The sequence below is a fragment of the Amycolatopsis sp. cmx-4-83 genome, assembly GCF_046548815.1.
GTDB classification, from domain to species: domain Bacteria; phylum Actinomycetota; class Actinomycetes; order Mycobacteriales; family Pseudonocardiaceae; genus Amycolatopsis; species Amycolatopsis pretoriensis_A.
In genome coordinates this window covers 427,583-449,800 of sequence record NZ_JAEBEF010000006.1, presented here as the reverse complement: position 1 = coordinate 449,800, position 22,218 = coordinate 427,583, and the positions used below count along the sequence as shown (strand labels likewise).

Annotated in this window: 20 protein-coding genes; 13 read left to right on the top strand and 7 right to left on the bottom strand. The window is 72.8% G+C overall.

The features are described from left to right. Together ACLJQM_RS20845 and ACLJQM_RS20840 are read right to left on the bottom strand one after the other, a co-directional pair. Entirely contained in the window at positions 1–801 is an 801-nt protein-coding gene (locus ACLJQM_RS20845; RefSeq protein ID WP_247023536.1) for an SDR family NAD(P)-dependent oxidoreductase, read from the bottom strand. A gap of 13 nt (positions 802–814) precedes the next feature. After that, positions 815–1,513 (bottom strand): SDR family NAD(P)-dependent oxidoreductase, encoded by a 699-nt coding sequence (locus tag ACLJQM_RS20840; RefSeq protein ID WP_360768948.1) that lies wholly within the window; start codon positions 1,511–1,513, stop codon positions 815–817. A gap of 113 nt (positions 1,514–1,626) precedes the next feature. Between ACLJQM_RS20840 and ACLJQM_RS20835 the strand changes: the two genes are divergently transcribed. The 4 genes from ACLJQM_RS20835 to ACLJQM_RS20820 all read left to right on the top strand — a co-directional run bounded on the left by ACLJQM_RS20835 (position 1,627) and on the right by ACLJQM_RS20820 (position 6,633). Then, entirely contained in the window at positions 1,627–3,489 is a 1,863-nt protein-coding gene (locus tag ACLJQM_RS20835) for a primary-amine oxidase (RefSeq protein ID WP_410632442.1), read from the top strand. Between the two features lie 10 nt (positions 3,490–3,499). Then, positions 3,500–4,276: a molybdenum cofactor biosynthesis F family protein gene (locus tag ACLJQM_RS20830; protein WP_410632441.1), complete on the top strand. Its 777-nt coding sequence runs from the start codon at positions 3,500–3,502 to the stop codon at positions 4,274–4,276. A 3-nt stretch (positions 4,277–4,279) separates the two neighbouring features. Further along, complete coding sequence (locus ACLJQM_RS20825; protein ID WP_410632440.1) at positions 4,280–5,890, top strand: amidohydrolase; 1,611 nt, start codon at positions 4,280–4,282, stop codon at positions 5,888–5,890. Positions 5,891–6,045: 155 nt separating this feature from the next. Continuing rightward, positions 6,046–6,633 (top strand): TetR/AcrR family transcriptional regulator, encoded by a 588-nt coding sequence (locus tag ACLJQM_RS20820; protein WP_360768959.1) that lies wholly within the window; start codon positions 6,046–6,048, stop codon positions 6,631–6,633. Between the two features lie 3 nt (positions 6,634–6,636). Here ACLJQM_RS20820 and ACLJQM_RS20815 read toward each other — a convergent pair whose 3' ends face one another. Both ACLJQM_RS20815 and ACLJQM_RS20810 read right to left on the bottom strand, forming a co-directional pair. Beyond that, entirely contained in the window at positions 6,637–7,566 is a 930-nt protein-coding gene (locus ACLJQM_RS20815; RefSeq protein ID WP_410632439.1) for an alpha/beta hydrolase, read from the bottom strand. Next, positions 7,563–8,537, bottom strand: a complete 975-nt coding sequence (locus tag ACLJQM_RS20810; RefSeq protein ID WP_410632437.1) for a methyltransferase dimerization domain-containing protein — start codon at positions 8,535–8,537, stop codon at positions 7,563–7,565. Before ACLJQM_RS20810 ends, ACLJQM_RS20815 begins: the two co-directional genes overlap by 4 nt. Positions 8,538–8,766: 229 nt before the next feature. Here ACLJQM_RS20810 and ACLJQM_RS20805 point away from each other — a divergent pair, with 229 nt between their 5' ends. The 5 genes from ACLJQM_RS20805 to ACLJQM_RS20785 all read left to right on the top strand — a co-directional run bounded on the left by ACLJQM_RS20805 (position 8,767) and on the right by ACLJQM_RS20785 (position 14,729). Continuing rightward, on the top strand, positions 8,767–10,503 hold the full coding sequence (locus ACLJQM_RS20805; protein WP_410632436.1) for a dipeptide ABC transporter ATP-binding protein: 1,737 nt from the start codon (positions 8,767–8,769) through the stop codon (positions 10,501–10,503). Then, complete coding sequence (locus ACLJQM_RS20800; protein WP_410632435.1) at positions 10,500–12,077, top strand: ABC transporter substrate-binding protein; 1,578 nt, start codon at positions 10,500–10,502, stop codon at positions 12,075–12,077. Before ACLJQM_RS20805 ends, ACLJQM_RS20800 begins: the two co-directional genes overlap by 4 nt. Then, positions 12,074–13,018 (top strand): ABC transporter permease, encoded by a 945-nt coding sequence (locus ACLJQM_RS20795; RefSeq protein WP_360768974.1) that lies wholly within the window; start codon positions 12,074–12,076, stop codon positions 13,016–13,018. The genes ACLJQM_RS20800 and ACLJQM_RS20795 overlap by 4 nt, the downstream gene beginning before the upstream one ends. Before the next feature lie 73 nt (positions 13,019–13,091). Beyond that, entirely contained in the window at positions 13,092–13,997 is a 906-nt protein-coding gene (locus ACLJQM_RS20790; protein ID WP_247023546.1) for an ABC transporter permease, read from the top strand. A gap of 12 nt (positions 13,998–14,009) precedes the next feature. Then, positions 14,010–14,729: an alpha/beta fold hydrolase gene (locus ACLJQM_RS20785; RefSeq protein ID WP_410632434.1), complete on the top strand. Its 720-nt coding sequence runs from the start codon at positions 14,010–14,012 to the stop codon at positions 14,727–14,729. 48 nt (positions 14,730–14,777) lie between these two features. Here the strand turns inward: ACLJQM_RS20785 and ACLJQM_RS20780 are convergent, their stop codons facing one another. Next, positions 14,778–15,698: an aldo/keto reductase gene (locus ACLJQM_RS20780; protein WP_410632433.1), complete on the bottom strand. Its 921-nt coding sequence runs from the start codon at positions 15,696–15,698 to the stop codon at positions 14,778–14,780. Positions 15,699–15,743: 45 nt separating this feature from the next. Between ACLJQM_RS20780 and ACLJQM_RS20775 the strand changes: the two genes are divergently transcribed. Next, positions 15,744–16,478: an SDR family NAD(P)-dependent oxidoreductase gene (locus ACLJQM_RS20775; RefSeq protein WP_360768981.1), complete on the top strand. Its 735-nt coding sequence runs from the start codon at positions 15,744–15,746 to the stop codon at positions 16,476–16,478. Here ACLJQM_RS20775 and ACLJQM_RS20770 read toward each other — a convergent pair whose 3' ends face one another. Further along, a complete protein-coding gene (locus ACLJQM_RS20770; protein WP_410632432.1) occupies positions 16,479–17,804 on the bottom strand; it encodes an amidohydrolase in 1,326 nt (441 codons plus the stop codon). Positions 17,805–17,827: 23 nt separating this feature from the next. Between ACLJQM_RS20770 and ACLJQM_RS20765 the strand changes: the two genes are divergently transcribed. Genes ACLJQM_RS20765 through ACLJQM_RS20755 form a run of 3 tightly spaced genes read left to right on the top strand, consistent with a single transcriptional unit; the run spans position 17,828 to position 20,746 of the window. Beyond that, positions 17,828–18,931, top strand: a complete 1,104-nt coding sequence (locus tag ACLJQM_RS20765) for a zinc-binding dehydrogenase (RefSeq protein ID WP_410632552.1) — start codon at positions 17,828–17,830, stop codon at positions 18,929–18,931. A 10-nt stretch (positions 18,932–18,941) separates the two neighbouring features. Next, positions 18,942–19,892, top strand: a complete 951-nt coding sequence (locus ACLJQM_RS20760) for an aldo/keto reductase (RefSeq protein ID WP_360768987.1) — start codon at positions 18,942–18,944, stop codon at positions 19,890–19,892. Next, positions 19,889–20,746, top strand: coding sequence for an alpha/beta hydrolase (locus ACLJQM_RS20755; protein WP_410632431.1), 858 nt, complete (start codon positions 19,889–19,891; stop codon positions 20,744–20,746). The genes ACLJQM_RS20760 and ACLJQM_RS20755 overlap by 4 nt, the downstream gene beginning before the upstream one ends. Here ACLJQM_RS20755 and ACLJQM_RS20750 read toward each other — a convergent pair. Further along, positions 20,667–22,160 carry a GMC family oxidoreductase gene (locus ACLJQM_RS20750; RefSeq protein WP_410632430.1) on the bottom strand — a complete coding sequence of 498 codons (1,494 nt, stop codon included), beginning with the start codon at positions 22,158–22,160 and terminating at the stop codon, positions 20,667–20,669. The two genes, ACLJQM_RS20755 and ACLJQM_RS20750, sit on opposite strands and share 80 nt — an antisense overlap. Between the last annotated feature and the right edge of the window lie 58 nt (positions 22,161–22,218).

Sequence of the window (22,218 nt, the reverse complement as noted above, 5' to 3'; positions counted from 1 at the left end):
TCACATCCCGGCGCGCTCGAAGGCCAGCGTCGGGAGGTCGACGGCGTGGGCGCCGCCGTCGGCGACCAGGACCGCGCCCGTGATGTAGGACGACTCCGCCGAGCCCAGGAACCGCACGATCGCCGCGATCTCCGCCGGCTCGGCGGGGCGCCGCAGCGGGACCTCCGCCGTCACGCGGCGGTAGCCCTCCTCGTGGCCGCCGGTGAAGCCCGCCGCCGCGGCGAACTGGTCCATCTCGCCGTCCGCCATCGGTGTGCGCACCCAGCCGGGGCAGACCGCGTTCGCGCGCACCCCGCGCGGCCCGAAGTCGCGGGCGATCGACCGGGTCAGCCCGATCAGCGCGTGCTTCGCGACGGTGTAGCCGGCGACGTTCGGCCCGGCGAAGAGCCCGGCCAGCGACGACACCACGACGACCTGCCCGCCGGTCTCCACCAGCGACGGCAGCGCGGCCCGGCACAGCACGAACGCGCTCGACAGGTTCGAGCGCAGGGCCAGCTCCCACTCCTCGTCGCCGGTGTCGACGACCGAAGACAGGCCGTGCCCGCCGGCGTTGGCGACCACTACGTCGAGCCGCCCGTACTTGCCCACGATCTCCGCGATCGCGCTTTCGGCGTCCTCGCGCACGCTCGCGTCGCACGCGATGACGTGCGCGCCGGTTTCCGCGGCCACCTTCTCGAGGGGCTCGCGCCGGCGTCCCAGCACGACGACGTGCGCGCCTTCGCCGGCGTACCGGCGGGCGACCGCCGCGCCGATGCCGGTACCGCCGCCGGTGATCGCGACGACCTTGCCTGATGAGTCCACTGTGGATCCTTTCCTAAGCGGGGAACGCCGAGCGGGCCGACATCCCGAAGTCGGCCAGCAGGGCTTGGCCGTTGACCGGCCGCGAAGCCGGGGACGCGAGGAACAGGACCTGCCGGGCGACGTCGGCGGCGGCCTGCACCGGGAACGCGGGGTCGTCCAGGACGGCGCCGAGGTCGGCGCGCGCCATCGGCGTGTCCACCACCGACGGGCAGACGCAGTTGACCCGGATCCCCGGCACCTCGACCGCGAGCGCGCGGGTCATCGCGACCACCGCGCCCTTGGACGCGCAGTAGGGCACCATGCCCGGCGCGGCCGTGAACGCCGAGTCGCTGCCGAGCAGGACCACCGCGCCGCTCTCGGCCAGCCACGGCAGCGCGTGCTTGACCAGCAGGAACTGCCCGGTGACGTTGACGGCGAGGACCCGCGCGACGGCGTCGGCCGTGGTCGCGGCCAGCGGCGTGCCGACCGGGCCGGAGATCCCGGCGCAGCCGACGACCGCGTCGAGGCCGCCGAAGTCCCGGGCGACGCGGTCCACCGCGGCGGCCAGCGCGGGCTCGTCGGTGACGTCCGCCTGGACGACGCCGGGCCCGGGTTCGCGGTCGATGACGCCGACCCGGGCCCCTTCGGCGCGCAACGCCCGCACGCAGGCCAGCCCGATGCCGGACGCCCCGCCGGTCACGAGGACCGCCTTCCCGGCGAGATCTGTTCGCATGCGCCCATCCTCGCCGCGGGCGGCGGAGACGTGGTTGGCCTCGAGTGCAGCGTTGTTGACGGGGACCGCACGGGCGATGGCGCGCGAGGCGGCACCGGCCGAGACTGGCCAGGGTGAGCACGCCGCACCCCCTCGACCCGCTGACCGCCGCCGAACTGACCGCCGGCCGCGCGGTCCTCGCCGACGCCGGGCTGGCGGGCGGCACGATCCGCGTCCCGCAGGCCGTCCCGGTCGAACCCGCCAAGGAAGAGGTGCGCGCCGGCGACGGCGACCGCCGTATCCGCTACACGCTCCTCGACACCGCCACCGGCCGCGCCGGGGAAGCCGTGGTGTCGGTGACCAGGCAGGAGCTCGTCTCCTGGGACGACTGGGCCGAAGCCGAGGGCCGGCCGTCGTACCTGTTCGAGGAGTACGCGCTGGCCGAGCGGCTGACGAAGGCGTCGGCGGACTGGCAGGCCGCGATGGCGCGGCGCGGCCTCGGCGACCGGATCGGCCACGCCTTCTGCGCGCCGCTCGCCCCCGGGTACTTCGGGCGCGAAGACGAGACCGGCCGCGTCATGCGCTCGCTCACCTTCCTGCGCGAAGACACCGACGACAGCCCCTGGGCGCACCCAGTCGAAGGCCTGGTCGTGCACCTGGACCTCACCGAGCAGCGCGTGCTGCGCGTCGAGGACGAGGGGGACGTCCCGGTGCCCGCCGAGCACGGGCGCTACACCGGCGTCCCGGCCCGCACGACGCTCAAGCCGATCGAGATCACCCAGCCCGACGGCCCGAGCTTCACCGTCGACGGCTCCGAGGTGACGTGGGAGGGCTGGCGCCTGCGCGTCGGCTTCAACTCCCGCGAAGGCCTGACGCTGCACCAGCTGAGTTTCCAGGACCGGCCGGTCCTGTACCGGGCCTCCGTCCCCGAGATGGTCGTCCCGTACGGGGACGTCGCGCCCGGCCGGTTCTGGATCAGCTACTTCGACGCCGGGGAGTACCAGTTCGGCAAGAACGGCAACGACCTGCGCCTGGGCTGCGACTGCGTCGGCGTCATCCACTACTTCCCGGCGTGGGTCGCCGACGACCGCGGCGAACCGGTCGAGATCCCGCGCGCGGTCTGCCTGCACGAAGAGGACGACGGGATCCTCTGGAAGCACACCGACCTCCACGGCCGCCCCGAAGTCCGCCGGTCGCGGCGGCTGGTGGTCTCCTCGATCGCCACCATCGGCAACTACGACTACGGCCACTACTGGTACTTCCACCTCGACGGCTCGATCGAGTTCGAGGCGAAGGCCACCGGCATCGTCTTCTGCGGCGCCGGGACGCCCGGTGCGGACCAGCCGCACGCCACCGAGCTCGCGCCCGGCCTGTTCGCGCCGGTGCACCAGCACCTGTTCTGCGCGCGGCTCGACGTCGAGGTCGACGGCGACCGCACCAGCCTGCACGAGGTCGACGTCGAAGGCGTGCCGACCGGGCCGGCCAACCCGCACGGCAACGCGTTCACCTGGCGGAGCACGCCGTTGCGGACCGAGCGGGAGGCGATGCGCCTGGCCGACCCCGCCCGCGCCCGCGTCTGGGAGGTCCGCAGCGCCGAGCGGGTGAACCGGCTCGGCAAGCCGACCGCCTACCAGCTGGTGCCGCGGCCGTCGGCGACGCTGATGGCGCAGCCGGACGCGACCGTGCACGCCCGGGCCACGTTCGCCACCAAGCACCTCTGGGCGACGCCGTACCGCGAAGACGAGCAGTTCCCGGCCGGCGACCGGCCCAACGCCCACCCCGGCGGCGCGGGCCTGCCCGCGTGGACCGCCGCCGACCGCGACCTCGTCGACACCGACCTCGTGCTGTGGCACGTGTTCGGCCCCACCCACGTCCCCCGCCCCGAGGACTGGCCGGTGATGCCGGTCGACAAGTCCGGCTTCCTGTTCCGGCCGTACGGGTTCCTCGACCGCAACCCCGCGCTCGACCTCCCGTCCGGCGACCACTGCGACCACTGAGGACTGCACCTTGACTACTCTCTCGGACACCTCGACCTGGCTCCCGCTGGACGGCCTGGCCCCGGGCTTCGACGCGAACAAAGCGCCGGTGGTCGGCGACCTGCACGGCCGCGCGTTCGTCCTGCACGACGACGGCGACGGGCCCGGCCGCACCGCCCGGTTCACCGGCGCGCGCGTCGCCTGGGACGGCGCGACCGTCCTCTGCGAAACGTTCCTCGTCGACCCCGACCTGTACTACGTCCAGTTCCACCCCGCCCCGCGCGAGGCGGTCTCGCTCCTGCTCGACCTGCGCGACGGCCGCGCCCTGGTCGTCACCACGACGATCGGCGACGACGGCACCCCGCGCGTCACCCAGGAGTTCCGGCCCGCGACGCTCGACGGGTTCGAGGTCCGCGGCGAGGCGATGGCGCCGAGCACGGCCCTGATCGGGCGCCGGGTGGTGTGGGTCTACAGCCGTGAGCACGCCTACGAGCACGTCTACCTCAGCCCGCACTGGTACACCTGGCAGTGCCTGGCCGGCCCCGAGCGCGGGCTCGCCGACACCGACGAGAACACCGTGTACCGGATCCGGCCCGGGATCCACGTGTTCGCCTGGCGGGAGAAGGTCATCCCGTGCGCGTCGGTCACCGTCGCCGACCACCGCGACGCCCGCCGCCTGCGCTCCCACGGCGTCCTCTTCGGGCTCGACGGCTCCGGCGAGCACCCGACGCACTTCACCTTCGGCGCGTACGGGCGGCTGCTGAGCACCACCGTCCACCCGGACGGCCTGGACCCGGCGGAGGGCTGAGCCGTGGCCGCCGACCTGGTACTGACGAACGCCCTGGTGTATACAGTGGACACCGCGCGGCCGTGGGCGTCCGCGCTCGCGGTGTCCGGCGGGAAGATCGTCGCACTCGAGGACGCCGAGCGCGGCCCGAAGACCGAAGTGCTCGACCTCGGCGGCGCGTTCGTCCTCCCGGGCCTGGTCGACGTGCACAACCACCACGCGATGGCCGGACGCGCCGAGCTGTTCGAGCTGACCTTCGGCGCGGACGCGGGCCTCGACGAGATCCTCGGCCTGGTCCGCGAGCGGGCCGGGACGCTGGGCCCGGACGAGTGGCTGACCGGCGGCGCGTGGGCGTCCACTTTGGTCTCGACGTTGTCCGCGCCGGCCGCGCGGCGGGCGCTGGACGACGCCGCGGGCGGGCGCCCGGTGTCGCTTTCGGACGACAGCAGGCACAACCGCTGGGTGAGCAGCCGGGCCCTCGAGCTGGCCGGCATCACGGCGGCCACCCCCGACCCGCCCGGCGGCGTGATCGTCCGCGACGGCGACGTCCCCAGCGGGCTCCTGCTGGAGGCGGCCGGGGTCCTGGTCGAGCGGGTGACCGGCGGCCTGACGGCCGGGCAGCACCGCCGCGCGTCCCAGCGGGCGATCGAGGTCCTGCACGGCTTCGGCGTCACGGCGTTCCAGGACGCCGGCGTCTCGACCGACATCCTGGGCGCCCTGCAGTCGCTGGATCTCGCCGGCGAACTGGCCGCGTGGGTGGTGTCGTCGTTGCTGGTCAACGACCCGATCTTCGGCTTCGACCCGGTCGGAGCGCCGCTGCTGGAGGTGGCGGACTCGTTCCGCAGCCCGCACCACCGCCCGGACTTCGTGAAGATCTTCCTCGACGGCGTCCCCCCGACCCGCACGGCGGCGTTCCTCGAGCCGTACCTGCCGGACGAAACGCACGGCGGCTGCTTCCGCGGTTCGACGACGATGCCGCCGCCGGAACTCACCGAGTGGCTGCTGACGGCCGCCGCGGCGGGCTTCTCGGCGAAGGTCCACTGCACGGGCGACGCCTCGGTGCGGCAGTTCCTGGACGCCGTCGAGAAGGTGCGCGCCGCGGGGTTCGCGGACACCCGGTTCCAGGTGGCGCACGGGCAGTTCGTGCACCCCGACGACCTGCCGCGGTTCGCCGAGCTGCGGGTCGCGGCGGACATTTCGCCGTTCCTGTGGGTGCCGGGGGTGATCCCGTCGGCGATCGCCGAGGTGCTGCCGGCGTCGCGAGCTTCGCGCATGCAGCCGAACCGGGCGTTGCTCGACAGCGGCGCGCTGGTCGCGGGCGGGTCGGACTGGCCGGTGAGCGAGTCGCCGAACGCGTGGGAGGGGATCGCGGGCCTGGTTTCGCGGCAGGACCCGTTCGGCCGCCGCCCGGGGGCGCTGTGGCCGGAACAGGCGATCACCCTGGCGGAGGCGATCGAGGTCTTCACCCTGGGCGGGGCCCGGGCGTGCGGGCTGGACGACGTCACAGGCGCGTTGACGCCGGGGCGCTCGGCCGACTTCGTGGTGCTGGACCGGGATCCCTTCCGGACCTCCCGGGTGGCGGGGACGCGGGTCGTGGAGACGTGGTTCGCCGGGCGGCGCGTGTTCCAGCGCTGACCCCGCGCCGCCCGGATGTCATGAAAGGGCCGTTCACCGCGCCTGGCGTCATGGACGACCCGTTCATGACGTCCGCAGCCGGCGCGAGCACCCCGTGCTGTACTCGCCGGTACTTTCTCCTACACTGGTAGAGAAACCAGTGCGGGAGGTGCCGGGTGCCCAAGATCATCGACCACGACCAGCGGCGCAGCGACATCGTCGACGTCACCTGGGACCTCATCGTGCGCGGCGGGATCGAAGCCGCCACCATGCGGGAGATCGCCGCCGCCGCCGGGTTCGCCAACGGGGCGCTCAAGCTGTACTTCCCCAGCAAGGAAGACATCATCGCGGCCACCTACGAGCGGGCCCTCGACATGATGCGGCAGTACGTCGAGCTCGACGGGCTCCGGGGGATCACCGCGCTGCGGGAGCTCTGCGTGTCGTCCATGCCGATCGACGACGAGCGGATCACCGCCGGGCGGGTGCTCATGATCTTCTGGCAGATGTCCCTGGACAACCGGACCATGCACGACAAGTACCTCGAGCACGTCCGCGAGTGGCGCGGGCTGCTCCACCGCTTCCTCACCGAGGGCCGCGAAGACGGCGACGTCGTCACCGGGACGCCCGACGAACAGATCGTCGACGAGATCGTCCTGCTCAACGCCGGCGCCAACGTGATGAGCCTGGTGGCGGGTGAGTTCTCCACGATCGACCTCCAGCACCGGCACCTGGAGTCCCTCCTGGACCGCCTCACCCGCCCCTGACCCTCAGGCGAAGATCCCCTTCAGGTACGCCGCCACCTCGGCGTGCGACCGCGCCGACGCCGGCAGGTCCGTGTACAGCCCGTAGAACCCGTGGATCTGGCCCTCGTACCGGTGCACGTCCACCGCCACCCCGGCCTCGGCCAGCTGCCGCGCGAACGCCTCCCCTTCGTCGCGCAGGACGTCGTACTCCGCCGTCAGCACCAGCGCCGGGGGCAGGCCCGACAGGTCCCGCGACCGCGAAGGCAGCACGTACGGGTCGTCCGCCCCGGTAGGGGCGTACTGGGCGAAGAAGAACCGCATCGCGTCCGCCGTCATGCCGTAGCCGGTCGCGAAGTCCACATAGGACGCGTGGCCGTCGTCCGGGTGGCCGAACACCGGGCAGATCAGCACCTGCGCGGCGATCGGCGGGCCGCCGCGGTCGCGGGACATCAGCGAGACCACGGTGGACAGGTTGCCGCCGGCACTCTCCCCGCCGACCGCGAGCCGGGACGGTGAAACCGCGGGCCCGGCGCCGCCCGCGGCCAGCCATTCCAGCACCGCGTAGCAGTCCGACGGCGCGGCCGGGTACGGGTCCTCCGGCGCGAGGCGGTACTCGACCGCCACCACCGCGACCGACGCCGCCGCGCACACCGCGCGTGAGGCCACCTCGTTCTCGTCGATCGAGCCGATCGTCCAGCCGCCGCCGTGGATCCACACGAACGCCGGCACCGGGCCGTCCGCTTCCGGCAGGTACACGCGGACCCGCAGAACACCGCCCGGGCCGGGCACCCAGTGGTCGGTCACCGACGCGACCGCCGCCGCCGGACCCGGCTTCGGCCGGGTGGCCGCGAACGCCGCCCGCAGCTCCACCGCCGTCGGCGGGCGATCGGGTACCGGCGCCGACGCGGCCTGGTCCAGCAGGTCCCGCACGGCCGGGTCCAGGCCGGTGCTCACACCGCCTCCGCGACGAGCACCCGCGGCGAGCCCGGCAGCGTCAGCCGGTCCACCGGGCGCCAGCCGGCGTCGGCCAGCCAGCCGCGGACGTCGGCCTCGGGGTGCACGACGGTGCCGTCGATGACCAGGTACTCCCCCGCGTGCAGCGCGTCGAGCGCCCGCGGCGACGGGTCGTCGTCCAGGAAGAAGTCCAGCAGCAGCAACCGCGCACCCGGTGCCGCCGCGGCCCGGGCGTGGCGCAGGATCGCCTGGTTCTCCTCGGCGGAGAACCGGTGGACGACGTGGTTCACCATCACCAGGTCGAACTCGCCCGCGGGCTCGGCCTCGGGGGTCGGCGCGCCGACGACGGTGGTCCGGTCCGCGAACTCCGCGACGGCTTCGGTGACCGACGGGACCGACCGCGGGTCGTAGACGAACGTCGCCCGCAGCACGTCGTTCGCCCGCAGGGCCTGCAGGGCGAACTCGGCCGAGAGCCCGCCCAGGTCCAGGAGGTTTTTGCAGCCGGTGAAGTCGAATTCGCCCACCAACATACGGGCGTGTAGGGCGTTATACGCCATGACGCCGCCGAGGAAGGTGCCCCAGCGGTCGCCGCCGAGGTCGAGCTCGCCGGGTTCGCCGGTGTCAGTGGTGTGCGAGAACTGCTGCCAGTGCGGGTAGCTGATCGTCTCGAGGAAGGTCAGGAACGGCGCGAGGTCCAGACCTTCTCCCCCGAGGTACGCGGCGGTGTCGGGCGTCAGCCCGTACCGACCGTCCACGCGGGACAGCAGGCCGAGTGCGGCGAGGGCGTCCCCGAGGATCCGGACGGTCTTCTCGGGCCGTCCGGTGCGCTCGGCCAGCTCCCCCGCGGCGAGCGGGCCGGCGGCCAGCGCGGGGAACAGGCCGATGCGGTTGGCGGCGAAGAGCTGCTGGGCGGCCATGTAGCCGACCGCGATGTCCACGATCCGTTCGGGCGTGGCGGGTCTGGTCGTCACGTCGTCCTCCTTTTGTTCGACGCGGACACTCTACATCCGTAGATAAAAGAGTCCAGTGCCGAGTTTTCCCCGTACAGCAACAAAAAGCCGTGATGTTTCAACTTCCTACGTTTGTAGAATAAAACCATTGACACCGCATGGCACCGGTGTCAACATGCGTAGAACTACCCCTGCCGGTGCCCGGCAGTCCGGCCCGCCCGCTCGTGGCGGGCGCGAGGAAGGGGAATCCATGACGCTGCTCGAAATCCGGGAGCTCACCGTCGGCGTCGTCACCGACGACACCGAGCGCGAACTCGTGCGGGAGCTCTCCCTCGATCTCGGGCGGGGGCGGACGCTCTGCGTGGTCGGCGAGTCCGGCAGCGGCAAGACCGTGACCGCCCTGTCGATCATCCGCCTGCTCGAGTTCGTCGCCCCCGTCCGCACCCGCGGCGAGATCGCGGTCGACGGCGTGGACGTCACGAAGCTGCCCGCCGACGCGATGCGCGCCTACCGCGGCCCGCGGATCGGCATGATCTTCCAGGAGGCCCTCGACTCCCTCAACCCGAGCCGCCGCGTCGGCGGGCAGCTGGCCGAGGCCTACCGCGAACCCGGGTCGCTGCCCGGGCAGGCCGCCCGCCGCGGCAGCCCGCTGCGCAAGCGCGCCGAAGCCAAGGCCCGGCGGCTGCTGACCGAGGTCGGGCTCACCGACACCGACCGGATCCTGCGGCTGTACCCGCACCAGATGTCCGGCGGCATGCAGCAGCGCGTGATGATCGCGCTGGCCCTGATGGCCGACCCCGACCTGCTCATCGCCGACGAGCCGACCACCGCCCTCGACGTCACCACGCAGGCGGAGATCCTCACGCTCTTCGACCGGGTGCGCCGCGACCACGGCACGGCGTGCGTGTTCATCACCCACGACATGGGGGTCGCCGCGCAGGTCGCCGACCGGATCGCGGTGATGTACCGCGGCCGCCTGGTCGAAACCGGCTCGCGCGACGAGGTCCTGACCCGGCCGAAGCACCCGTACACCCGGGCGCTGCTCGGGTGCGTCCCGCAGCTCGGCGTCAGCCGCCGCGACGGCTTCCCGACCATCTCCCCCGCCCGGCTCGCGTCGGCGATGGCGGGCGAGGCGACCGACGCCGTCGAAACCCCGGCCCTCAAACCGCGTCCCGAGCGGGAGCACGAAGGACCGCCGCTCACCATCACCGCGGTGTCCAAAGTGTACGGCCGAAAAGGCCAGTGGGTCGAGGCCGTCCGCGACGTCTCCCTCGAGCTCGCGCCGGGCGAGTTCTTCGGCCTCGTCGGCGAATCCGGCTCCGGCAAGTCGACGCTCGGCCGGCTCGTGACCGCCCTCGAACCACCGGTGTCGGGGACCATCGCCTTCGGCGCGCACGGGATCACGCCCGGCGGCCTGATCGGCGACGAACGCGCGTTCCGCCGTCGCGTCCAGCTCATCTTCCAGGACCCGCAGAGCTCCCTGGACCCCCGCCACACCGCCGCGCGGATCATCGCCGAGCCGCTGAAGGAACTGACCCCGCTGCGCGGCGCCGAGCTGGACCGGCGGGTGGCCGGCCTGATCGACGAAGTCGGCCTGCCGAAGGATTCAGCCGGGAAGCTGCCGTCGCAGCTGTCCGGCGGGCAGCGCCAGCGCGTCTCCATCGCGCGGGCGATCGCCGCCGGGCCCGAGCTGATCGTCGCCGACGAGCCGACGTCGGCGCTCGACGTCTCGGTGCAGGGCCAGGTGCTGAACCTGCTGCTGGACCTGCGCCGCACCCGCACGCTGAGCCTGCTGTTCATCACCCACAACCTCAGCCTCGTGCTGTCGGTCGCCGACCGCGTCGGCGTGATGTACCGCGGCGAGCTGATCGAAACCGGGACCCCCGACGAGATCCGGCTTTCCCCGCGGCACGACTACACCCGGCGGCTGCTCGCCGCCAACCCCGACCTGCCCGCCCTCCCCCACACAGGATCGACGCGCCCATGAAGAGAACTCCTCTGCTCGCCGCCCTCGCCGCCGCGGCCACGCTGCTCGCCGGCTGCATGGGCGGCGCCGGCACCACGACGGCCGCCGCCGGGCCACCGGTCCGCGGCGGCAACCTCACCGTCGCCGTCCCCACCGATCCGCAGTCGCTCGACATGGTCGCCAACCCCGGCCAGGTGACCGCGCAGATCGGCAACATGCTGTACGAGAAGCTGTTCGAAGTGGACCAGCACTTCGTCGCCCGGCCGATGCTCGTCGACACCTTCACCACCAGCCCGGACCGGCTCGCCTACACCTTCAAGCTGCGCCAAGGCGTCACCTTCCAGGACGGCAGCCCGCTGACGGCGAACGACGTCGTCGCGAGCCTGCAGCGCTGGCAGAAGAGCCACCGCACCGGGCAGCTCGTCACCCCGGACATCGACGCGATCACCGCGCCCGATCCGGCGACGGTGTCGATCAAGCTCAAGCGGCCGCGCTACCCGCTGATCGACGAGCTGGCCGGCGCGGGCACCGAGATCTACGAGGCGAAGAACCTCGCCGGCCTGCCCGCCACCGGGTTCGGCCAGGACAAAGCGATCGGCACCGGCCCGTACAAGCTGAAGAGCTGGGACATCGGCCAGCAGCTGGTGCTGGAACGCTACGACGGCTACAAGTCGCGGTCCGAAGAGGACTGGGGCGGGCAGGCCGGCGCGAAGCACGCCTACCTCGACACCGTCACCTACAAGGTCGTCGGCGACCAGGACGCGCTGGTCAACGGCCTGCAGACCGGCCAGTGGGACCACGCGATGCCGGCCAACGACCAGTACGAGCAGCTCAAGGCCAACCCGAACCTGGTCGTGCACAACCTGCCGGGCGGCAACGAGAACGTCGTCATCCCCAACTTCAACCCCGGTTCGAAGTTCGCCGACCCGCGGGCCCGCCAGGCGCTGAACCTGCTGCTGGACAAGCCCGCGATCAACGCGGCGACCGGCGGCAGCAAGGACCTCACCATCGAGACGGGCGCGTTCGCCTCGCCGGACAACAAGGCGTCCTACTCGGCCGCCGGGAACGACGTCTACCGGCAGCACGATCCGGCGCGCGCGAAGGAGCTGCTCGCCGAGGCCGGCGTCACCGCCGGGGCGACGATCCACATCGTCACCACCAACTCCTACCCCGAATTCGGGAAGTGGGCCGTGCTCATCCAGGACGCGCTCGGGAAGATCGGGCTGCAGACCAAGATCGACACGTTCGACTTCGCGACCATGCTCGGCACGCTGACCAAGGACCCGGGCGGCTGGGACATCACGACGTTGTTCTTCGACTCGTCGCTGACCTCGCCCGCCCAGATGCCCGCGCTCACCCTCGGCACGCTCAACGGCTCGTCGTCGCCCGAGCTCGACGGGCTGATGGCCGAGTTCAACGCCTCGACGACGCCCGAGCAGGCGAAGGCCGTCATCGACAAGCTCCAGGCGTTCACCTGGAAGCAGCTGTCGGTCATCACGCTGAGCCAGTCCCGGCTGTACGCCGCCTACACCCCGCGGCTCAAGGGCTACGGCGACTTCTACCGGGTCTTCTGGAACTCCTGGCTGGCCGCATGACCGGGCTGCTGCTGCGCCGGCTGCGCGACCTGCTGATCATCCTGGTCATCGTCGGCACGATGATGTTCTTCGTCATCCGGCTGATCCCGGGCGACCCGGCACAGGCGATCCTCGGCCCCACCGCGCGCCCGGCCGACGTCGCCGCGCTGCGCTCGAGCATGGGCCTGGACGGCTCGCTCTGGCAGCAGTACCTGAGCTGGGCCGGGCACGTGCTGCGCGGCGACTTCGGGACGTCGATCACCTACCACCAGCCGGTGCTGGACGTCGTCGCCGCGCACATCGTGCCGACGCTGACGCTGGCCGTGCTGTCCACGGTGATCAGCTTCTTCCTGTCCGTCGCGATCACGGCGTGGCAGGCGGTGTCGCCGCGCAACCCGGTCGCCCGCGGCCTCGACCGGCTGTCCTCGCTCGGCATGGCGATGCCGGACTTCTGGATCTCGCTGGTGCTCGTGCTGGTGTTCTCGGTGACGCTGCGGTGGTTCCCGTCCAGCGGCTACCACGACCTGCTGACCGACCCGGTGGCCGCGGTGCCCGCGCTGGTGCTGCCGGTGACCGTGCTCGTCATCGGGCAGACGGCGCTGTTCGTGCTCACCCTGCGCGAGAGCGTGCTCGGCGAGCTGCCCCTGGCCTACCTGCGCACCGCGCGCGTCAAGGGCCTGCCCGAACGGCGGGTGCTGCTGAAGCACGTTCTGCCGAACGCCCTGATGCCACTGGTGACGCAGCTGGGCAGCAACTTCGCCATGCTGGTCGGCGGGATCGTGATCATCGAGTCGATCTTCGTCGTGCCGGGGCTCGGCCACCTGCTGATGGGTGCGGTGTCCACTCGCGACTTCCCGCTCATCCAGGGCGTGACGTTGTTCGTCGCGGTGCTGTTCGTCGTGGTCAACCTCCTGGTCGACCTGTCGTACGCGCTGCTCGACCCGAAGGTGCGTGTCGCATGAGCGAGCCTGCGAGCGAATCATCCAACACTGCGCTTCCGGCTCAGGCGGCACCGAGCGCCAGCGAGGTGTGCGCATGAGCCTCGCCGTCGCCGAACCGGCGTCCGCTGTGGACACTCCCCCGCCCCGGCGGGCGGCCCGCGCGTTCCGGCGCAACCGGACCCTGGTGATCAGCTCGGTGCTGCTCGGCCTGATCGTGCTGGCCGTGGTCGTGCTGCCGTTCTTCCTGCCGAGCGTCAGCGCGACCGACCCGGTGCACCGGCTGCTCCCGCCGTCGGGCGCGCACCCGCTGGGCACCGATTCGTTCGGCCGGGACGTCCTCGCCCGGCTGGTGTCCGGCGGCCGCGCGTCGCTGGGGCTGTCCGCCTTGATCACGCTCTGCGCGGCGTTCTCCGGCATGGTGATCGGCCTGGTCAGCGGCTTCTACCGGGCCGCGGACGCGGTGCTGATGCGGCTGATGGACGCGTGGATGTCCTTCCCGGCGATCATCCTCGCGATGGCGCTGGCCATCGCGCTCGGGGCGAGCATCTGGACCGAGCTGATCGCGCTGACGGTGATCTTCACGCCGTTCACCGCCCGCGTCATCCGCAGCCGCGTGCTCGGGATCGCCGGGCGCCAGTACATCGGCGCGGCGCGGGTGTCCGGGATGAGCCGCGGCAAGATCCTGCTGGTGCACGTGTTCCCCAACGTGCTGCCGCTGGCACTGGTCCAGGTCGTCATCCTCGCCGCGGCCGCGATGCTGGTCGACGGGGCGATGAGCTTCCTCGGCCTCGGCATCGCCCCGCCCACCCCGACCTGGGGCAACATGATCGCCGAGGGCCGGTCGTACCTGGTGGTCGCGCCGTGGCTGGTCATCGTGCCCGGCGTGACGATCATGCTCTGCGTGCTCCTGCTCAACCTCGTCGGCTCCGCGCTGCGGATCGCCGTCGACGCCCGCGCCCGCACGCTCGGCGAGCTGCAGCGCCTCCGCCGTTCCTCTTGAGAAGGGATCTCCTTGACCGTCACCTCCCTCGCCGTGCGCCGGTTCGCCCCCGCCGGTCCGCCCGCGGGCCCGCCGGTGCTGCTCCTGCACGGCTTCGCCTCCGACGGGCACACCGACTGGGTCAGCACGGGCTGGCCGTCGGCGCTGATCGCTTCGGGGCGCCCGGTGCTGGTCCCCGACCTGCCCGGCCACGGCTCGAGTCCCGCACCCGCCGACACCACGCCGAAGGCCATCACCGAAGAGCTCGCCATCGCGGTCGGCGCGGTGTCCGAAGTGGACGTCGTCGGCTACTCGCTCGGCGCGCGGCTGGCGTGGGAACTGCCCGCGCTGCTGCCCGTCCGGCGGCTGGTGCTGGGCGGGATCAGCCCGCACGAGCCGTTCGGCGCGGTCGACGTCGAGGCCGCGCTGGCCTTCGCCGGCGGCGGCCGGCTGCCCGCGGACCCGCTGACGGCGGCGATCGCCCGGATGATCACCGCGCCCGGCCGCGACCCGGTGGCGCTCACGCACTGCATCGAAGGGCTGCGCCGGGAGCCGTTCGCCCCGCGGGTCGGCACCATCACCGTGCCGACGCGGTTCGTCGCGGGCCGGGACGACCCGGTCAGCCAGGGCATCGAGACCCTCGTCCCCCTGGTCCCGGGCAGCGACCTCCTGGTGGTCCCCGGCGACCACGGCGGCGCCCTGCGCGGCGCCCCCTTCCGCACCGCCGCCCTCACCTTCCTCGACACCCCCTGACCCGACCCGGGGCGTCACTTTCCCTATGAAAGTGACGCCCCGGGGGGGTTACCAGGAGCCGTCGGGGGCGACGTCGTGGTCGAGGCGGAGGTGGGCGAGGGCGGTGCGGATCTCCGGGCCGTGTTCGCGGGCCAGGAGGAGCGCGCCGAGGTTGTCGGTCAGCTGCTCCGCGCGGCTCACGCCGAACAGGACGTTCGCCACCGGTTCGTACGCCAGGCAGAACGCGAGGGCCAGCTGGGCGCGGGTCGCGCCGAAGTCCGCCGCGACGCGGGCGACTTCGGCGGAAGCCTCCACGATGGACGGCCGGATGCCCCCGACGTCCGCCCCGATCTTCCGCGCCGGGGCCGCGTTGCCCAGCAGCACACCGCCTTCGAAGACATCGGACGCCTGCAGTGCCAGGCGTCCGGCGTCGAAGTGCTTCCGGTAGGGCTCGCCCTCGGCCATCGCGCGCCGGGCGATCGAGTACTTCAGCTGCGCGAACTCCGGGCCCGGCAAGCCTTCACGGTCCGCGAACTCCAGCGCCTGGCCGAGGTCGGCCGCGAGCCAGTTGTTGACGCCCCAGCCGCCGATCCGGCCCGCCCGGATCTGCTCCGCGACCTCCGTGACCACGCGCGGGATGTCCGGGCGCTCCCGGTAGTCCCCCACCACGACCAGGTCCGCGCGGTCGGTCCCGATGCGGCCCAGCGACGTCTCGAGCTGCCCGGCGAAGCCGCTGCGGGGGTAGTCCCAAAGCCAGAGCTTGCCGCACAGCACGTAGTCCTCCCGGGCGATCCCGGCCTCGCGCACGGCCTCCCCGAAGAGGATGTCCGTCCGCGAGTTCTCCGCGTGCGGGCCGAAATCGTAGTGGGCGACGTCGAACAACGTGACGCCGGCGTCGACGGCCGTCTTGAGCAGCCGGACGGCGTCGCCGAAGTCCATCCGGTCCCAGGTGTTCCAGGAGCCGAGACCGAAGGCGGATCTTCCGAGCACGGGTTTTCCTTTCGCCGCAGCACATCTTTCATCTACAATTGTAGAATGAAAACACGGATCGTGGTGGTGACCGGCGGCGCGAGCGGAATCGGGCGCGGTGCCGCCGAAGCTTTTCTGGCCGCGGGTGACCGGGTGGTGGTCGCCGACGTCGACGCGCGGGCGGCACACGACGTCGCCCGGGCGATCGGGGCGGAGCACGTCGAGCTCGACATCGCGGACCCGGCGTCGGTGGACGCGGCGGTTTCCCTGGTCGCGAGCCGGTTCGGGCCGATGGACGTGCTGGTCAACAACGCCGGGCTGGCCGGGGGCGGCGGACCGGTGACCGACCTTTCCGTCGAGGTCTTCGACCGGTGCCTGCGGGTCAACTTCCGGGGCACGTTCCTGATGACCCGCGCGGTGGGCGCCCACATGGTCGCCGCCGGGACCCGCGGCGCGATCGTGAACGTGTCGTCGATCGGCGCGCGGCAGCCGACACCCGGGCTCGGCCACTACGAAGCGACCAAGGCGGCGGTCGACGCGCTGACCCGGTCCGCGGCCCTGGAGCTGGCACCGCACGGGATCCGCGTCAACGCCGTCGCCCCCGGCCCGGTGCTCACGCCGATGACGGCGGGGTTCGCCGCGGACACCGCCGCCCGCGCGGCCTGGGAGTCCCGGATCCCGCTGGGCCGCATCGCCGCCGTCGGCGACGTCGTGCCGTCCGTGGTGTTCCTGGCCTCGCCCGCCGCCGGGCACATCACCGGGGTGAGCCTGGCGGTGGACGGCGGCCAGCTGCTCACCTGACTATCCCTTGTGGACGATCCGGCCGCCGGTCACGGTCAGCCCGACCGCGACCGGCGGCAGGTCCGCGAGTGCGACTTCCAGAGGATCTTCGTCCAGGACGCAGAAGTCGGCGGCCATGCCGGGCTCGAGGGTGCCCTTCCACGCCGCGGATCCGTCTTGTGCGGCGGCTTCGGTGGTGTAGCAGCGCAACAGCCGTGCGGTCAGCTCGGGCGTGACACCCCGCGCACCCAGTAGCTCCCCCGCGGCCGCGAGGTGGACCCGCCAGTCCGGCGTCACGACCGGCGCGTCACTGCTCAGCGTGAGCCGCACCCCGAGGTCGAGGACCTCGCGCAGCGGCCACGCCTTCGCGGCCACGTCCTCGCCCAGCGCCGTGGCGACCATCGGCCGCATCGCGGTGGCGATCGCGGGTTGCGTCGTCAGCCCGACACCGCGCTCGGCCATCCGCCGCAGCTGCGCCGGGGTGACGAGGTCGCCGTGCACGAGGTGGTCGCCGTCGCGCAGGTGGGCGAGGGCGGCCTCGATGCTGCGCTCGCCGGTCGCGTGGACGCCGACGACCAGGCCGGCATCGTGGGCCAGGGCGATCATCGCGGCCAGGTTGGCCGCGCGCTCGCCGTCGTCGGGCCCGTCGACGAGCAGCGTTCCGTGGGTGCCGTCGGCGTAGCAGTGGTGGGTCCACGCGGTGCGCATCGGGGGGATGCCGTCGGCGAAGATCTTGACCCCGGACACGGCCAGCCACTCGGGATCCGCGGCCGGCACCGCGGTTCCGAGGCCGCGGGCGAAGTCCGGCAGCGAGCTGGCGCCGTCCAGGAGACCGAACAGGCGCAGCACGGTGACCCGCGCCCGCAGGCGGCCTTCTCGGTGCAGGTTCGCGTACTCGTCCAGGACTTCGGCCGAGAAGCACCCCGTTTCGCCGGGGCCGAGCCCGGGTTCGGTGTAGCTGGTGATGCCGAGCGCCGCGCAGACGTCGCCGGCGCGCAGGATCGCCGCCCGGCGGTCTCCGGCGGTGACCACCGGGGTTTCTTCGTGCGGCGCGCCGAGCAGCGGGTGCGGCCAGCGGGCGCCGAGCCAGGTCGCGTGCAGGTGCGCGTCGTTGATGCCGGGCAGGACCGTGCGCCCGGCCAGGTCCAGCACTTCGGTGTCCGGTCCGATGTGGGCGGTGAGGTCTTCCCCCACCGCGGCGACGCGGCCGTTGCGGACGGCGAGGCCGCCCGCCACCGTGCCGCCGGAGCCGAAGGTGTGCACCACCCCGCCGTGAACCACCAGGTCCGCCGGGTGGATCCGTTGTGCCGTCATGGTTTCCTCCCGGACCTGGACTTTTTCTTCCACGACTGTAGACTAAAAAGATGGCTCTGCCCACCCACACGGAGGCCGCCGTTCTCACCGGCCACCACGCGCCCCTCGAGCTGCGCGAACTCCCGCTGCCTCCGGACCCGGAACCCGGCGCCGCCCTCGTCCGGCTCACCTGCACCACGTTGTGCGGCACCGACGTCCACCTCTGGTCGGGGGAAATGAGTCTCCCCGGCATGCTGCCGATGGTGCTGGGTCACGAGATGGTCGGCGAAGTCGTCGCCACCGGACCCGGCACCACCGACACCCTCGGCCGGGAAATCCGCCCCGGTGACCGGATCGGCTGGTCCGAGTCGACGTGCGGGAAGTGCCACGGCTGCACGATCCTGCGCGAGCCGGTCGCCTGCGAGCGCCGCGGTTACGGCTTCCTGCAGCGTTCCGACCGGTTCCCCTACGCGACCGGCGGTCTGGCCCGCCATTGCTACGTCACGCCCGGCGCCGCGAAGCTCCTGCTGCCCGACGACGTCGAGGACACGTGGGCGTCGATGTCCGGCTGCGCGGGGAAGACCGTGCTGCGCGCGGTCGCCCGGTCCGGCGGCATCCGTCCGAACGCGACGGTCGTGGTCCAGGGCGCGGGCGCGCTCGGCGTGTTCGCCACGGCGGTCGCCCGGCTCTGCGGCGCCGGGGTGGTGATCACCGTCGGCGGGCCGCGGTCGCGGCTCGACGTCGCCGAGCGGTTCGGGGCCACCGCGACGGTCCCGGTCGAGTCCACCCCGGACGAACGCGTCGAGCGGGTGCGCGAACTGACCGGCGGCCGCGGCGCCGACCACGTCTTCGACTTCGCGGGCGGGCCCACGGTCGGCGCGGAGGCGGTCGCCTTCGCCGCCCAGCGCGGGACGGTCGCGATCGTCGGGTCGACCGGACCGGCGCCCTCCCCCGTGCCGCTGGGCACGGTGATGGGCAAGGAGCTGACCATCGCCGGCTCGCTCAACGGCGACATCGCCGACTACCACCGCTCGGTCGAGTTCTTCCGCGCCTTCGCCGATCGCCTGCCCTGGAACGAGCTGTTCAGCGCGCCGGTCGGGCTGGCAGGCGCGTCCGCCGCCGTCGAGTCGATGTCCCGGCTCGGCGAGCTCAAAGCCGTCATCGACCCCCGACTTCCCTAGGAGGGTTTTCGTGCGCATCCCCCAACGCCGCATCGGCCGCGACGGACCGGCCACCGGCGTCCTGTCCCTCGGTTCCTGGCACACGTTCGACCGGATGGACTTCCGCGAAGCCGTCTCGATGCTGCAAACGGCTGTCGACGCCGGGATCGGCCTGTTCGACGTCGGCGTTTACGGCCTGCCCGGCGCCCCGCCGGTGTTCACCGACGTGCTGTTCTCGGCCATGGTCCGCGCCGCGGGCCTGCGGCGCGAGGACTACCTGCTCTCGGCGAAGCTCTGGCTGGAGGGCTACCCGGAGCACAGCCTGCGCGCGCAGCTGGAGAACGCTTTCTTCCGCGCCGGCGTCTCCCACGCCGATCTGGTGATCCTCGGCGACCTCCGCCGCGACGACACCGATCTGCACGCCCTCGTCACCGACCTCGCCGCGCTGCACTCGGCGGGACTGATCGGGCAGTGGGGTGTCAACAACTGGTCGGCGCCGGCGATCCGGGCGGTCCACGACTTCGCCGCCGCGGACGGCGTGCCCGGCCCGGCGATCGCGCAGCTGAAGTACAGCGTGGCCCGGCGGTCCATTCCGGACGGTGCGCCGTTCGCTTCGGTGTTCGGCGAACTCGGCGTCTCGCTCCAGGCGTCCGACGTTTTCGAAGGCGGGGTGCTGCTCGGGAAGGGCGGGCGCCAGGTCGGGCGCGACCCCGGCGATGTCCGGCAGCGGATCGCCGGCTCGGCCGCGGACCTCGCGAGGGTGGCCGAGAGCGTCGGGGCGACGCCGGCCCAGCTGTGCCTCGCGTTCACGCTCACCCACCCGGCGACCACGACGACGTTGTTCGGCGCCACCAGCGTCAGGCAGCTCGAGGACAACCTCGCGGCGGTCACGCTCGTCGAGCGGATCGGTGCGGCGGACCTGCGCGAGCTGGTGGAGCCGTTCTGGGCCGACAAGGACGCCGTCGATCCGGAGGGCCCGTGACTCCGGAACTGTCCGCCGAGACGCTGGCGGCCGTCCGCGCGTCGTTCCGCAATCCCACCCCGGACGAGGCCATCGGCGGCCGGGACATCGAGTGGTCGGACCACGTCCTCGACGACGGCGTGGTCGTCACGGTGCTGCGGCCGCGGCACGCGCGGCCGGACGCGCCCGGGCTGTACAGCATCCACGGCGGCGGGATGGTGATGGACGACCGGTTCGCCGACCTGCCGCGGCTGGTGCCGCTGATCGAGGAGTTCGGGTTCGTCTGCGCGACCGTCGAGTACCGGCTCGCACCGGAGCACCCGCACCCGGCGCCGCTGGAGGACTGCTACGCGGGCCTGGTGTGGTTCGCGCAGACGTTCGGGTTCGAGCAGGTGATCGTGGGCGGCGGCAGCGCGGGCGGCGGGTTGAGCGCGGGGGTGGCCTTGCTCGCGCGTGACCGGGGCGGGCCGGCGCTGGCCGGGCAGCTGCTGCTGTGCCCGATGCTCGACGACCGGACGTCGGCGGACCTCCCGGACCTCGTGTGGTCGCGGGAGGCCAACGACTTCGGCTGGCGCAGCCTGCTGAACGGCCAGACGTCGCCCTACGCGGCCCCGGCGCGGATGACGGACCTCAGCGGCTTGCCGCCGGCGTTCGTCGAGGTCGGCGGGGCGGAGCTGTTCCGCGACGAAGACGTGGCGTACGCCGATCGGCTGGCCCGGGCGGGCGTCCCGACGGAGCTGCACGTCTGGGCGGACGCGCACCACGGCTTCGACCGCTTCGCCCCGGAAGCCGAAGTCACCCGCGCCGCCCTGGCCACACGGTCCTCCTGGCTCCGCCGCCTGCTCGACGGCCCGGGAGGTCGGCGCCGAGGATGAAGCGCGCGGCCTGCTCGCCGACGAGGACCGCCGGTGCGTTGGTGTTGCCCGTCGTCACCCGGGGCAGCACCGACGCGTCGGCGACGACCAGGCCGTCGAGCCCGTGCACCGCCAGCCGCGGGTCCACCACCGCGGCCGCGTCGGTGCCCATCCGGCAGGTGCCGACCTGGTGGTGGTACGTGATCGCCGTCCGCCGCACGTACTCACCGGCGTCGTCGCCCGGCGCCGGGTACAGCTGCCGGGCGCCCCACCCGTCCGCGAGCGCCGGTGCGGCGCCGACCGCCAGGCACTGCTCGACCGACGCCACCAGGCTCTCGAAGTCCGACGGCGCCGACAACGCCGCGAGGTCGATCAGCGGCGAGCCGTCCGGGGCCAGCCGCAGGCTCCCGCGGCTCTCCGGTGACACCATGCCCGCCATCAGCGAAAATCCGGTCGGCGGCCCGGACATCCACGGTTCGTACATCGGCACGCTGAAGCAGATCGGCTGGGTGTCCGGCACCGCGAGCCCGGCCCGGCTGCGCCAGAACCAGTGCACCTGCGTCACCGGCCGCCCGGGTTCCGGCACGACTTCGCGGGACGTCGAGAAGATCACCGGGGAGAGCAGGTGATCGTGCAGGTTGCGCCCCACCCCGGGCAGGTCCGCGACGACGTCGATGCCGAGCGCCGCCAGTTCGCCCGCCGGGCCGACGCCGCTGCGGAGCAGGATCGCGGGCGAGGCCAGCGCCCCCGCCGCGAGCACGACCAGGTCGGCCGAGAGTTCCCGCGCCACCCCGTCGATGGAGACTTCGACACCGGTCACGCGGGCACCGGAGAACCGCAGCCGGTGCACCATCGCTCCCGTGTGGACGGTCATCCGCGAAGCCACCGGAGCGCCGTAAGCGTGCCAGGTGTTGAAACGCCGCCCACCGCGCAAGGTGATCTGCTCGACGGACACACCGTCCAGGGTTCCGCCGTTGTAGTCCGGGTTGAACGCCAGACCGGTCTCGCGGCACGCGTCCACGATGGACCGCTGGACCGGGTGCAGCGGCTCGTTCGGGACGACGTCGAGGAGGTCCTTTTCGAGCCGGGCGAACACCGGCTCGACGTCTTCCCAGTACCAGCCGGGCAGTCCCCAGCCGTCGTAGTCGGCCGGGGCGCCGCGGACCCAGATCATCGCGTTGAGCGCGTGCGACCCGCCGAGGACCTTGCCCCGCGGCAGGTGCAGCCGCCGGTTCGCCGCGTGCTCCTGCGGCACGGTGTACAGGTCCCAGTCCTCGGGCCCGTGCCACAGCTCCCCGGCCCGCGCGGGGTCGTGGATCGCCGGGTTGACGTCCTCGCCGCCCGCCTCCAGCAGCGTCACCGCCGCGCCCGCGTCCACCAGCCGCCGCGCCACCACCGAACCGGCCGAGCCGGCGCCCACCACGATCACGTCCATGCGCTCCAGCGTGGCCCGCGCCCCTGTGGACCCGCGGCATCCCTTCGCGGTCGGTCAA

Bases quoted from the DNA above. Each gene is read 5' to 3' on its own strand.
- ACLJQM_RS20805 (WP_410632436.1), top strand. From the start codon at position 8,767: ATGACGCTGCTCGAAATCCGGGAGCTCACCGTCGGCGTCGTCACCGAC.
- ACLJQM_RS20790 (WP_247023546.1), top strand. From the start codon at position 13,092: ATGAGCCTCGCCGTCGCCGAACCGGCGTCCGCTGTGGACACTCCCCCG.
- ACLJQM_RS20795 (WP_360768974.1), top strand. From the start codon at position 12,074: ATGACCGGGCTGCTGCTGCGCCGGCTGCGCGACCTGCTGATCATCCTG.
- ACLJQM_RS20750 (WP_410632430.1), bottom strand. From the start codon at position 22,160: ATGGACGTGATCGTGGTGGGCGCCGGCTCGGCCGGTTCGGTGGTGGCG.
- ACLJQM_RS20775 (WP_360768981.1), top strand. From the start codon at position 15,744: ATGAAAACACGGATCGTGGTGGTGACCGGCGGCGCGAGCGGAATCGGG.
- ACLJQM_RS20840 (WP_360768948.1), bottom strand. From the start codon at position 1,513: ATGCGAACAGATCTCGCCGGGAAGGCGGTCCTCGTGACCGGCGGGGCG.
- ACLJQM_RS20800 (WP_410632435.1), top strand. From the start codon at position 10,500: ATGAAGAGAACTCCTCTGCTCGCCGCCCTCGCCGCCGCGGCCACGCTG.